The sequence below is a fragment of the Nonomuraea sp. NPDC050153 genome (assembly GCF_044460125.1).
Classification (GTDB): Bacteria; Actinomycetota; Actinomycetes; order Streptosporangiales; family Streptosporangiaceae; genus Nonomuraea.
Genome location: NZ_JBITJQ010000001.1, coordinates 807462 through 819889 on the forward strand (window position 1 = coordinate 807462; position 12428 = coordinate 819889).

Annotated in this window: 8 protein-coding genes; 6 read left to right on the plus strand and 2 right to left on the minus strand. The window is 70.3% G+C overall.

Annotated features, from left to right (window positions below; all coding sequences use genetic code 11):
• Positions 1-14: 14 nt before the first annotated feature.
• Positions 15-1115 carry a hypothetical protein gene (locus ACIBQ1_RS03765; protein WP_397274412.1) on the plus strand — a complete coding sequence of 367 codons (1101 nt, stop codon included), beginning with the start codon at positions 15-17 and terminating at the stop codon, positions 1113-1115.
• 130 nt (positions 1116-1245) lie between these two features.
• Here the strand turns inward: ACIBQ1_RS03765 and ACIBQ1_RS03770 are convergent, their stop codons facing one another.
• The gene (locus ACIBQ1_RS03770) at positions 1246-4866 is read right to left on the minus strand and encodes a LamG-like jellyroll fold domain-containing protein (RefSeq protein WP_397274413.1); all 3621 of its coding nucleotides are present in this window, start codon (positions 4864-4866) and stop codon (positions 1246-1248) included.
• A gap of 330 nt (positions 4867-5196) precedes the next feature.
• On the minus strand, positions 5197-6213 hold the full coding sequence (locus ACIBQ1_RS03775) for a LacI family DNA-binding transcriptional regulator (RefSeq protein ID WP_397274414.1): 1017 nt from the start codon (positions 6211-6213) through the stop codon (positions 5197-5199).
• A 232-nt stretch (positions 6214-6445) separates the two neighbouring features.
• Here ACIBQ1_RS03775 and ACIBQ1_RS03780 point away from each other — a divergent pair, with 232 nt between their 5' ends.
• The 5 genes from ACIBQ1_RS03780 (at position 6446) to ACIBQ1_RS03800 (ending at position 12245) form a co-directional block, all read left to right on the plus strand.
• Positions 6446-7714: an extracellular solute-binding protein gene (locus tag ACIBQ1_RS03780; RefSeq protein WP_397274415.1), complete on the plus strand. Its 1269-nt coding sequence runs from the start codon at positions 6446-6448 to the stop codon at positions 7712-7714.
• Positions 7711-8673, plus strand: a complete 963-nt coding sequence (locus ACIBQ1_RS03785; protein WP_397274417.1) for a carbohydrate ABC transporter permease — start codon at positions 7711-7713, stop codon at positions 8671-8673. Before ACIBQ1_RS03780 ends, ACIBQ1_RS03785 begins: the two co-directional genes overlap by 4 nt.
• On the plus strand, positions 8670-9476 hold the full coding sequence (locus tag ACIBQ1_RS03790; RefSeq protein WP_397274418.1) for a carbohydrate ABC transporter permease: 807 nt from the start codon (positions 8670-8672) through the stop codon (positions 9474-9476). The genes ACIBQ1_RS03785 and ACIBQ1_RS03790 overlap by 4 nt, the downstream gene beginning before the upstream one ends.
• A gap of 17 nt (positions 9477-9493) precedes the next feature.
• Positions 9494-11164, plus strand: coding sequence for an amylo-alpha-1,6-glucosidase (locus tag ACIBQ1_RS03795; RefSeq protein ID WP_397274419.1), 1671 nt, complete (start codon positions 9494-9496; stop codon positions 11162-11164).
• A 73-nt stretch (positions 11165-11237) separates the two neighbouring features.
• The gene (locus ACIBQ1_RS03800) at positions 11238-12245 is read left to right on the plus strand and encodes a LacI family DNA-binding transcriptional regulator (RefSeq protein ID WP_397274420.1); all 1008 of its coding nucleotides are present in this window, start codon (positions 11238-11240) and stop codon (positions 12243-12245) included.
• Positions 12246-12428 lie beyond the last annotated feature (183 nt).

Below are 12428 nucleotides of genomic sequence, written 5' to 3' on the forward strand. Positions count from 1 at the left end.
GGTTCGATTCGATCATGAGATCCATCCGACAGGGGACCGTCCTGGCCGCGGTCATGGTCATGGCAGCGGTGGCCGCTCCGGCGGCCGCGACGGCCGCGCCGAGCTCGTGCGAGGCGCCGCCACGCAGCAGCCCGGCCTACAACGACTTCGTGCTCACGTACAAGTCCGAGTGCGCCACGAAGAAGAACTACGACCGGACATTCCAGGACGTCACGGCGTCCGCCCTGGTCGACAAGCGCAACAAGCTGGCGGTCACCACGTCGACGGCGCTGGCCGGCGCGATCGCGTCGGTCAAGGTGAACGACAAGGAGTTCATCTCCAGCGGCGGCCACGGCGCGGCCTTCCAGTACGCCTTCCACGCCTGGCAGAAGGGTGAGGCGGCGAGCGAGTGCTACAACCCCACGCAGGCCGGCACGCGCATGGACGACGTGGGCCAGCCGCCGCCCTACCACGGTCCCAGCACGAGCGCGCTCTACACCATGGCCCGGTCGGGCAGCTCCATCCGCACGGCGGGGAGGCCCGCGATGTTCGTGACCCTCGCGGACACGAAACCGGGATGGGGCGACTGCCGCAGCGTCGACCACCAGGACAGGCGCGTCCCGTTCACCATGGGGCTGTCGCCGTACTGGCTGCAGACCGAGATCGAGCTCGCCCCCGATCACGACGCGCCCGCGCTGGAGAACGTCTTCCGCGCTGCCGCCACGATCACCTCGGACGACGAACGGCACGACCACTTCAGCGGAGTCTTCGTCGCCTACCTGCAGCCGGATTTCACGAAGGTCTTCTCCTACAGCCCCGCCACCGGCCGCCTGTCCCCGAAACCTGTGGACTCCCACACGAGCAAGGACCCCATGGTTCGCTGCACGGACGACGGGCGCTACTGCCTCGGCATGTACGTCAAGTCTGACGTTCTCGGCGACAAGGCCTACTACTACACGATGACCCGCCCGCCCATGGACTACAACGGCCACTTCGGCGAGAACACCATCCAGGTCACCAGCCCCCGTGGAGCCGTCGACAAGGGAGACAAGGTCAAGTACGAGACCTACGTGGTCGTCGGGGACAAGAGCCGCGTCGAGCACACCATGACCCAGCTCCACACCGCCTTCGGGTAGCCGGCCCCTGGTCGGGGAATCAGCCCGGCGCCGATGACGCCGCAGCCTCCGCACACTGGGGTGGGCTCGCGTCCATGGCTTCGTGACGCGGCGCCGGGCGGGCCGTCTGGCCTCGCCCGGCTTGCTCGCGCTACTTGCTGATCGGCGTCACCGCGATCTTGTCCACGATGGGGGCGTACTTCGAGCGGAGCAGGATGTCGGGGAACGTGCCGGAGCTGTAGGAGTCGCCGTCGAAGTTCGGCAGTTCCCGCGAGGCGAAGGCGATGGTGTTGACTCCCTTTCTGAGCTGGGCCGGGACGGTGAGTTCCCAGAAGTTGCCGGCGTGGAAGGAATGGGGGAACCAGGCGCGCCGGGGTTCGGCGCCGTTGACGGAGACGTCGGCGTGGCGGGCCAGCGGGTCGGGGTTGTAGTGGGAGGCGGGGGACTGTTCGGGGTTGGAGTAGCGGATGGTCAGGGCATAGGCGCCGGTCTTGGGAGCGGTGACGTCGAAGGTGAGGGTGCTGGTGTTGCCGGGGGCGCCGCCGATGTCGGTGACGGCCTTGCCGCCACTGGCCAGCGGATAGTCGGCGACCTTGGCGGTGCCGGCGAGGCGGGCGGTTTCGGCCTCGTACCAGGCGGATCTGAGCGTGCCGTCGGTGTTGCGGACGCGCAGGCGGTCGAGCAGGAGTTCGCCGGACCGGCCGGTGAGCGTGATCTTGTTGATGCCGCCCGTCAGGAACGCCTTCACCGTGGAGGAGGCGCCGACGCCGGCAAGACGCCGGCCGTTGACGTCCAGCCAGGCCCGGCCGCCGCCGAGGGTGTCGAGTTTGACGGTCGATTCGCCGTCGTCCGCGGAGTAGACCCAGAACGTGACCGTCTGCTCCTTGGCGATGGCCACCGCACCGGAGCCGGAGACCTTCTTACGGCTGTAGTCGGTGCGCGCGCCCTTGAGGCCGGCGTGCTCCGCCTCGTAGATCGTCTCGGCCGCCGCCGGGTTGGCGAGAGACAGGTCGATCTTGTCGACGAGCGCGTCACCCTTGGTGGTGCGGGTGCTGTCGAGGCTCTTGGCGGCCAGGGTGAGGACGTGCTCGCCCTTGGTCAGCCGGACCTCGGTGTCGCTGTGGTCCCAGACCAGCCATCGGTAGCCGAGGGGCAGGCGCAGCTCCTGCTCGTCCTTGCCGTCGACGCGGAGGAAGACGTTGGTGGGGCCCTGCTCCTTGATGGCGGCGGCGGTGTTCATGGAGTTGGCGAAGACGGACAGGTCGTAGGTGCCGTCCTGCGGCACTGAGACCTTGAAGTCCAGGGTCAGGTCGGAGCCGGTGGAGAAGCCGCCGATGTTGTGGCCGCCGGAGGTGTAGTACTGGCCGACGTCGGCGGGCGAGCCGTGCGGGCCTTCGCGCCGGTAGCCGTTGCCGGTGTGCGTGGCGTCCTCGGCCTCGTACGTGCTCTGCCAGAGCTCGGTCGGCTTGGCGGGGGAGGAAGCGTTGCGGCCCGGGGTGAGGATGATCTGGTACGCCGACGACTCCTTGAGCCTGGGCAGCGCGCCACCGAAGTCGAAGTTCACGGAGCCGTTCGTGACCTGCTGGTCGAGCTCCGCGACGACCTCGGGTTGGGCGGAGTCGCCGATCTGACCGGTCCACGGGATCTCCTGGACCAGCGCGTGCACGGTGCCGCCGAACAGCTTGGCGTCCACGTTGTCGAACCGGATGCCGGCCTTGCCGGACGTGCCGCCGAAAACGGCGCGGGCCTGCGCCTTGGCCTTGTCGAGGGTGGCGACGCCCTGGAGCGTGTAGCTCACGTTGGGCCGCGGCGGGGTGACCTTGACGGTGTCGCCGGTCATCTGGCCGTAGGCGTTGAGCAGCCACCACTGGCCGTTGCCGCGGTTGGCCTGCACGGCGGAGTCGGACAGGTTGCCGTCGATGTTCCAGTACGCGATGTCGGCGTCGACCTTCGACTCCTCGATGGCCGAGGCCCACTGGATCATCTGGCCGGGCACCGAGGTGTGGTAATTGTGCGCGTACTCGTTGAGGTTGATCGGCAGGCGCTTGTCGCCGAGGATGGCGCGTTCCCATTCGCGGTATCTGGCGACGTTGGTGCGGATGCCGGCGGGGTTGCTCAGCTCGTGCCAGGTGATGACCTCGGGGAGGGTGCCCGCCTTGAGCGTGTGCCGCAGGAAGTCCTGCACCTTGTCGTAGAGGGCGCTGGAGTTCGGGCCGGCGATCCTGGCCTTCGGCAGCTTACCCTTGATCAGGGCGTTGACCTCGTCCCAGGCCTTGAAGTAGTACTGCGGGTCGCCGAGCCAGTTGACGCCGTTGTAGCTCCACTGCCCGTTGCCGAACATGTTGCCCTCGGGCTCGTTGAACGGCACGAAGACGATGTTGTCCTGATATTTCGGGTCAAGCTTGAGGACCTGGTCGACCTGTTTGGCGATCTTGGTCTTGAAGTCGTTCAGCCGCTCCTCGGGCGTGTTGCCCGGCCACTGGTAGGGGAAGCCGCGGTAGATGTCGGTCATGTAGATGTACACGTCGCCGTCGGTGCTGTCGGCCAGCGGCTTGACGACTTCGAGGGCGTCGGCGCCGGGGTGTTGCGGGCCGTCCTGCGCCTTGGTCGAGACCGTGCGCAGGTTCATGCCTTCGAGCAGGTTGCCGGTGGGGACGCCGTCGCCGTAGACGCCGTACAGGGTGCCGGACGCGCCGCCGTGGAAGGCGCCGGTCTCGGTGCCGAGGTCGACGGTGAGGTTGTTGCCGACCACCTTGACCGTGGCCTGGACGGCGGTGCCGTGCGCGGTGCCCTTGACGGTGAACTGGCCGGGCTGGGCGTACCGGTCCGGATCGACGGCCTCCCAGGTGATGGGGACGCCGCGGCGGATGCCGTCGGTGAAGCCGGCGCTCGCGGTCTTCGGCAGTTCCGGCGCGACGTCGGTGTACGTCGTGACCTCGAAGGAGGTCTGCTCGATCTTCGTGATCGTGGCCAGGTGGTTGCCGGCCAGGCCCGCGACCTGCTCGGCGTCCATGGCGGCGTCGTACACGCGGAAGTCGTCCAGCTCGCCGTCCAGGAACGGGTGGCCGCCCCAGAACGGCTTGCCCAGGAAGCCGGAGGTGGTGTTGCCGTCGGCGTGCATCACCTTGGCCAGGTCGATCTCCGCCGTGGTGCCGCCGATGGCGGCGCCGTTGACGTAGTAGGTCAGGGTCTTGCCGTCGATCGTGGTGACGAGATTGACCCACTGCCCGGTCGGCAGCTTCTGCGTGCCGGGCACGCCCACCTCGGTGTTGCCGTTGACCGGCTTGATGGACGAGCGGGTGGTCGCGTCGCCGGCGAAGGAGGGGGTGACGAAGGTGGCGGTTCCGGCGTCCTTGCCGAGGTTGTAGACCCACTGGAAGTCAGGGCCGCCCGACCACTTCAGCCAGGTCGAGATCGTCATGGCGTGGCGGTCGCGGAACAGGCCGCCCGGGATCGTCACGTAAGGGGCGGTGGTGGAGCCGGTCGCCCCGCCGGGCAGGGACAGCGCCCGCGTGCCGTCGGGGCCCTCGGCGGTGGTGGCGGCGCCGGGGTTCGCCAGAGCGCCGTCGAGGCCGGAGGGAGAGCGGTCCGTGACGGTGCCGCCGGACAGGTCCCCTTCGAAGTCGTAGTGCAGGACGAGGTTCGGGGCTGCCGCTCGGGCGGCTCCGAGCGCCGGTAAGGCGGCAGTCGGGATCGCGGTCAACGCGATCATGGAGGCGGCGACGGCGCGCGGCGCCAGGATGCGTGCGCGCCGGGAGGAGGGTTCAGCCATGCGCTTTTCCCATTCGGGGAGTGCGGGGGAACGGGTCGAATCGATTCGGCGAATCGATTCGACTGGACGATAAGCGGCTCAGGGCGCAGCGGTCAAGAGCCGGAAACGTCCGCGACACGGCGTGGCCACGCGTCCGTCACGCGGGGCGGGGTGGCGGCAGAAGGCGCGGGGCGGCCCGGCGCGCACCGGACGCCGGGCGCGCCGGGCGGCTCGGCGTGCACCGGATGCTGGGCGCGCCGGGCGCTCCGCCGACGCCGGCCGGTGTCGCGCCGCCGCCAGGTGGCTGACCCGGGGGCTCGGGCGGCATCGCGCAAGCGCCCGGTCCGGCGGTCAGCCCTGTGTTCGCGCGGGTCCGGTCGTGGCCCGGAGCGAGATCGGCGGGGCGAGCAGGAGATGGCGGTGGGCGGTCGAGGGGTCGGCGATGCGCTGGATGAGCAGCTCGACGGCGCGGGCGCCCATCTCGTCGGCGGGGACGTCGGCGGCGGTGAGCGGCGGGTGCAGGTTCTCGGCCCAGTGCCGGGCCGCGACGCCGGCGATGGAGAAGTCACCGGGCACGCTCAACCCCGCCTCGGCCAGCCCCCGGTAGATGCCGGCGACGGCGGCCTCGTTGATGGTGGCGATGGCGGTCAGCCCCGGGTGCTCGGCGAGGAGCTGCTGGAGGCAGGACTGCCCGGCCTGGGCGTCGTCGGCGCAGCAGACCCGCACGCCGTGCAGGCCGCGTTCGGCGATGGCGCGGTCGAAGCCGGCCTGCGCCCGGTGGCCCGGGCCGTAGCCGGCCGCGACCAGCTCGGCGTTGCGGTTGACCAGCGCCAGCCGCCGGTGGCCGAGATCGGCCAGGTGGTGGACGCACTTGGCGATCAACGTCTCGTAGTCGATGTCCACCCAGGACATGCCCTCCGGGTGCCGGGTGCGGCCGATGCCGACGAACGGCAGGCCGGCCTCCAGCAGCCGGTCGACCCGGTCGTCCGCCAGCCGGATCTCCATGAGGACGACGCCGTCCACGCGCCGCCCGGTGACGACGCGCTCGAAGGAGCGGTCGTGCTCGCCGCCGGAGGGCGACAGCAGGACGTCCAGGTCGGCGCGGGCGGCGGCGTCGACCACGCTGGCCACGAAGCCGAGCTGCATGTCGGTCAGGCGCTGGCTCGCCGGGGGGATGACCAGGCCGATCGTGCGGGTGCGGCCCTCCTTCAGCGCCCTGGCGGAGGCGTTGGGCCGGTAGCCCAGCTCGTCGATGACCGTCAGGATGCGGCGCTTGGTCTCCTCCGACACCGGGCGCTTGCCGGTGAGCGCGTACGAGACGGTGCTGCGCGACACGCCCGCCCGCTTGGCGATCTCTCCGATGTTCACCCGAGTCCTCTCGTTCCGCCGTCGGTGACCATCGTAGGTCGAACCGGTTCATGGGGGCCCGGCGGTCTACGTGACGGGGCGCGGCACCTGCCGCGCATCCTTCGCAACCTCTCGGCAAGCCATGCCGCACATCCCATTGACTCTCGCGCTGAGGCGGGCCTATCTTCAGTCGAATCGATTCGGCGAATCGGTTCGACCTTTAGGAACAGCCTCGTCAGCGGAGGTCAGATCAATGAGATCAGCGGCAAGGAACCGGCGTGCGGCCGGCGCGAGTCTGGCGGCCCTGGCCGCCGTGGGCGGGCTGGTCGCCTGCTCGTCGTCACCGTCCGGCGGCGGCCCGGCGACCGCCACCGGAGGCGGGACGTACACGATCTGGGACCCCTACCCCCAGTACGACAAGAGCTCGGAGTGGGTGAAGCTGCTGGAGAAGTGCGGCACCGACGCCGGGGTCAAGGTCGAGCGCACCGGCTACGACACCAGCGACCTGACCAACAAGGCGCTGCTGGCGGCCCAGCAGGGCAACTCGCCGGACGTGCTCATCGTGGACAACCCCGTGGTCTCGACGCTGGCCGAGGCCGGGGTGCTGACCACCACGGAGGAGAACAAGCTCGACGTCTCCGCGATAGCGCCGAACCTCCTGGCCGCCGGGCAGAGCGCCGGCAAGACCTACGGCGTTCCCATCGGCGCCAACACCCTGGCCCTCTACTACAACAAGGGCGTCCTGAAGAAGGCCGGCGTGGACGTCGCCGCCGTCCAGGACTGGGCGTCGCTGACCGCGGCGCTGGAGAAGGTGAAGGCCTCCGGCAAGAAGGGCATCACGTTCTCGGCGATCGGCACCGAGGAGGGCAGTTTCCAGTTCCTGCCCTGGTTCTGGGGCTCCGGCGCGAGTCTCACCAAGCTCGACTCGCCCGAGGGCGTGTCCGCGGTCGCGCTGTGGACGGACTGGCTGAAGAAGGGGTACGCCCCCAACTCCGTCATCAACAACACCCAGACCACGAGCTGGCAGGAGTTCGCCGGCGGCGACTACGCCTTCGCCGAGAACGGCACCTGGCAGTTGGCCAACGCCGCGAAGGCCGGCTTCGACTACGGCATCATCCCCGTCCCGGGCAAGACCGGCGGCACCGCGCCCGCTCCGACCGGAGGCGAGTTCGTCAGCGTCCCCGTGCAGTCCGACACCGGCCGCTACGCCACCTCGCAGAAGCTGGTGACCTGCCTGACCAGCACCGGAAACTCGCTCACCACGACGACCACCCTGTCCTACATCGCTCCCACGGAGGCGGTGCAGGCCAAGCAGGTGGCGGCCGACCCCGGGCTGAAGGTGTGGGTGGACGCGGTCAAGGCGGCCAAGGGCCGCACCAGCGACGACCTGGGCACCAAGTACCCGAAGATCTCCGAGCCGATGTGGCGCGGTGCAGGCGGCGCTGAGCGGCTCGAAGTCGCCGCAGGAAGCCATGGCGGCGGCCCAGTCCGCGGCGGCGAGCGCGACCCAGTGACACCATGAGCCATCTCACGCAGACGACGGCGCGTTCCGCCCGCGGCCTCGCCCCGGCACGAGGGCACGGCCGCCGGGTGGCGCGCACCGGATCCGGGCAGTGGGCGGCGTGGGCGTTCCTCGCCCCGGTCGTGGTCTACCTGCTCGTGTTCTACGCCTATCCGCTCTACCGCAACGTCGAGCTGAGCCTGCGCAACTACACCGTCCGCTCGTTCGTGCGGGGCGACGCGCCGTTCGCCGGGTTCGGCAACTACGCCAAGGTCTTCGGCGACGCGACGTTCGCGCCCGCGCTGTGGCACACGGTGGTGTTCACGCTGGTGTCGCTGGTCTTCCAGTTCGGCATCGGGCTCGCGCTGGCGTTGTTCTTCGTCCGCCACTTCCGGCTGTCGGCCACGTTGCGGGCGCTGTTCCTGGTGCCGTGGCTGCTGCCGCTCATCGTGTCGGCCTCGACCTGGTCGTGGATGCTCAACAGCGACTCCGGAGTGGTCAACGCCGTCCTGACCTGGTTCGGGATCGGGCCGGTGAACTGGCTGACCTCGCCGGACTGGTCGCTGTGGTCGGTCATCATCGCCAACATCTGGATCGGCATCCCGTTCAACCTGGTGGTGCTGTACTCGGGGCTGCAGTCGATCCCGCCGGCCGTCTACGAGGCCGCCGCGCTGGACGGCGCCAACGGCTGGCAGCGGTTCTGGAAGGTGACCTTCCCGCTGCTGCGGCCGGTGTCGGCGATCACCGTCCTGCTCGGCCTGGTCTACACGCTGAAGGTGTTCGACATCATCTGGATCATGACCAAGGGCGGGCCGAGCGGGGCCTCGACCACGTTCGCCACCTGGTCCTACCGGCTCGGCTTCGGCAACCTGGTGCCCGCCTTCGGGCCCGGCGCGGCCGTGGGAAACCTGCTGATCGTGACGGCGCTCGCCTTCGGGCTCGTCTACATCCGCGTGCAGCGCAGGCAGGCACTGGCATGAGGCACTGGAAGAGCGCGGTCGGGCTGGTGCTGACCGGAGTGATGCTGTTCCCGGTCTACTGGATGATCAACGTGTCCTTCACCCGGGACGCCGACATGCGCAAGAGCCCGCCGAACTGGTTCCCGGTCAACGGCACGCTGGACGGCTACCGGGCGGTGCTGGACCAGCAGCTGCCCTATCTGGGGGTGAGCCTGGTCGTCGGGCTCGGCACGGTGGCGCTGACCCTGCTGCTCGCGGCGCCGGCGGCGTACTCGCTGGCCAAGCTGCGCCCGCGCGGCGGCGGGGCGCTGAGCTTCGTGCTGCTGATCGCGCAGATGATCCCCGGGATCATCATGGCGATGGGCTTCTACGCCATCTTCCTGTCCACCGGCGTGCTCAACACCGTTCCCGGGCTGATCGTGGCCGACTCCACGCTCGCCGTGCCGTTCGCGGTGCTGATCCTGACCACGTTCATGTCCGGCATCCCCGAGGAGCTGCTGCAGGCCGCCCGCACCGACGGCGCCGGCGTGGTGCGTACGTTCTGGTCCGTCGTGCTGCCCGTCAGCCGTAACTCGATCATCACGGTGTCGCTGTTCGCGTTCCTGTGGGCGTGGTCGGACTTCATCTTCGCCTCCACCCTCGACCAGGGCGGCGACCACCAGCCGATCACCCTCGGCATCTACCACTACATCGGCAACAACAACCAGGAGTGGAACGCCATCATGGCCACCGCCGTGATCGCCTCCATCCCGGCGACCATCCTGCTCGTCGTCGCCCAGCGCTACGTCGCCGCCGGCGTCACCGCGGGCGCCGTCAAAGATTGAGAAGGGACCATCGCTTCATGACCGTCGCCGCTTCAGGCCCGGTGTTCTCCCTGCGGGAAATCCCGTTCAGCCACCGCGGATCGTGGTTCGGGTTCTCGCCCGTGGTGGCCGAGAAGACCTACGCCCAGGACGTGCACCTGGTCTCCCACCAGTCCGGCATGCACCCGATCCTGAAGCTGGTCCCCGCGACCGCCGCCGCGATCACGGCCACCCCGCACCAGCTCACCTGGAGCCGCGACGGCGGCCGGATCGACCTCGCCTACGAGAGCGCCGACACGGTACGCGTGCGCGGCCGCGGCCTCGGGCTCCGCCTGCTGGCCGCCGACCCGGTCCTGACGCCGTTCAGCGGCCCGTACTTCTACCAGGACCCCGTCGACGGCTCCTACGTCCTCACCGTCTACCAGACCGGCCGCCGCTACCGGATCACCCTCCTCGCCGGGCAGGCCGAGCACGTCGGCGCGCAGGCGCTAGGCACCGCCGAGCGGGGGGTCGGCCTGAGCGGCGAGTGGGAGATCGCCATCGAGGAGTACGAGACCGCCCGCGCCCCCTACACCGCCACGGGCCCCTTCGACCAGGTGGTCAAGGCGGCGCGGGCGGAGTTCGACGCGTTCACCGAGGCGGTCGCGCCCTGGCGCGGCGAACGGACGCCCGCCGCCGAACTGGCCTGCTACGTGCTGTGGTCGGCCACCGTGCGCCCCGCGGGGTTCGTCACCCGGCCCGCCGTGCTCATGTCCAAGCACTGGATGGACAAGGTGTGGAGCTGGGACCACTGCTTCAACGCCATCGCCCTCGCCGCGGGCCTGCCCGGCCTGGCCTGGGACCAGTTCCGGCTGCCGTTCGACCACCAGGACGCCGCCGGCGCGCTGCCCGACTCCGTCACCCACTCCGAGATCCTCTACAACTTCGTCAAACCGCCCATCCATGGCTGGGCCCTGCGCCACCTCCCGCCGCCGCCCGACCCGGCCGAGACCTATCGGCTGCTGGAACGCTGGACCGCGTTCTGGCTCGACGCCCGCCGCGCCCCCGGCCGCGAGCTGCCGCACTACCAGCACGGCAACGACAGCGGCTGGGACAACGCCACCACCTTCGACCCCGAGCGCGTCGTCGAGAGCGCCGACCTGGCCGCCTTCCTCGTGCTGCAACTGCGCGAGCTCGCCCGCCTGGCCGCCGACCCGGACACCTCGGCCCGGTGGAACGCGCGGGCCGACCGGATGCGCGACGCCCTGCTCGCCGAGCTGTGGGACGGCGAACGGTTCGTCGCCCGCGGCGCGCTCTCGGGGCGTACCTGGTCCAGCTCCAGCCTGCTCGACCTCATGCCGATCGTGCTGGGGGAGGAGCTGCCGCACCCCGTCCGTACGGCGCTGGCCGCCCGGATCGAGCGGCACCTGACCGCGTTCGGGCCCGCCACCGAGCTGCCCGACTCGCCGCACTACCTGGACGACGGCTACTGGCGCGGCCCCATCTGGGCGCCCTCGACCGTCCTGATCGAGGACGGGCTGCGCCGGGCCGGCCACCCGGACCTGGCCGACGAGATCAGCGCCCGCTTCCGCGCGCTGTGCGAGGCGTCGGGGTTCGCCGAGAACTTCGACGCCCGCACGGGGGAGGGGCTGCGCGACCGCGCCTACACCTGGACGGCCGGCGCCTACCTCCTGCTGGCCGCCGCCCACGAGCGGCGGAACAGCACATGACCTGCTCTTTGACAGGCGCGGCCATCCCTGCCTAACCTGGCGTCGAATCGATTCGATGCCGCGGGGGACTGGGTTGAACATCGGGGAAATCGCCAGACGGGCAGGTGTCTCACGCAGCACCGTCTCCTACGCCCTCAGCGGCAAGCGGGCCGTGTCCGACCTGACGCGTCGGCGCATCCTGCGGGTCGTCGAGGAGGCCGGCTACCGGCCCAATGCCAGCGCCCGGGCCCTGGCCGAAGGGCGTACGCGCACCATCGGCCTGGTGATACCGCCCGCCGGCAGCCGGCTGACGCCCATCCAGCTCGGATTCGTCGCGAGCGTCGTGGCGGCCGCCGGCCGTCACGAGCTGGACGTGCTGCTGTCGCCCGGCGGCGGCGAGCACGACCGCTCGTTCGAGCGGATGGTCACCGGCCGCCGCGTCGACGGTGTCATCCTGATGGAGGTCCGGTTGCACGATGCCCGGGCGGCCAGGCTGCGCGCGTCCGCGATGCCGTTCGTGGCGATCGGTCACACCGCCGACTCCGGATCCCCCTGCTGGGTGGACCTGGACTACGAAGGGCTCGTCGCGAGCTGCGTGCACCACCTGGCCGACCTCGGGCACCGGACGATCGCGCTGGTCAACCGGCCCGAGGAGTTCCTGAACCTCGGCTACGGCCCCGCCCGGCGCGCCCTGGACGGATTCGGCGCGGCGGCGGCCGCCCGCGGCCTCGCCGCATCCGCGGTGTGCTGCGCGGACGAGGCGACGGCCGGCGAGACCTGTATCGAGGGTCTTCTCTCCGCCCGCCCGGACCTCACCGGCCTCGTCACCGTGAACGAAGCCGCTCTCCCCGGCGTGGAACGCGCGCTGCGCCGTCTCGGCCGTGAGATACCCGGCCGGTTCTCCGTCACGGGCGTGGTGGGCAGACACTGGGCGGAAGAGTTCCACCCGCCGCTCACCGCAGCCGACGTCCCCGTCGCCGAAATGGCGGATCGAGCCGTCGAACTGCTCGCCGAGCGCATCCTCAGCCCGAACGCGCCGGCGCGCCACGTGCTGTTGTCGCGGCCGATCTCGCTGAGGGCCAGCACCGGACCTCCGGCCTGACATGGATTCCTCTCCCTCAGCGCGGCACCTCCGCCGTTCACAGGCGGCTCGCCTGGGCCGACCGCATTTTCACGACCTGGCGCGGCTGACCTGAGCCGGTGTTCATGCCATTACCGGGCCGACCATCTGGCGCGCGGTCTCCGGGCGGGAAGCACCCAGTTCGTCGCGTTGACCATCGCTGAC

Coding starts and splice junctions, on each gene's coding strand:
- ACIBQ1_RS03765 (WP_397274412.1), top strand. CDS start 15: ATGAGATCCATCCGACAGGGGACCGTCCTGGCCGCGGTCATGGTCATG.
- ACIBQ1_RS03770 (WP_397274413.1), bottom strand. CDS start 4,866: ATGGCTGAACCCTCCTCCCGGCGCGCACGCATCCTGGCGCCGCGCGCC.
- ACIBQ1_RS03780 (WP_397274415.1), top strand. CDS start 6,446: ATGAGATCAGCGGCAAGGAACCGGCGTGCGGCCGGCGCGAGTCTGGCG.
- ACIBQ1_RS03785 (WP_397274417.1), top strand. CDS start 7,711: ATGAGCCATCTCACGCAGACGACGGCGCGTTCCGCCCGCGGCCTCGCC.
- ACIBQ1_RS03790 (WP_397274418.1), top strand. CDS start 8,670: ATGAGGCACTGGAAGAGCGCGGTCGGGCTGGTGCTGACCGGAGTGATG.
- ACIBQ1_RS03795 (WP_397274419.1), top strand. CDS start 9,494: ATGACCGTCGCCGCTTCAGGCCCGGTGTTCTCCCTGCGGGAAATCCCG.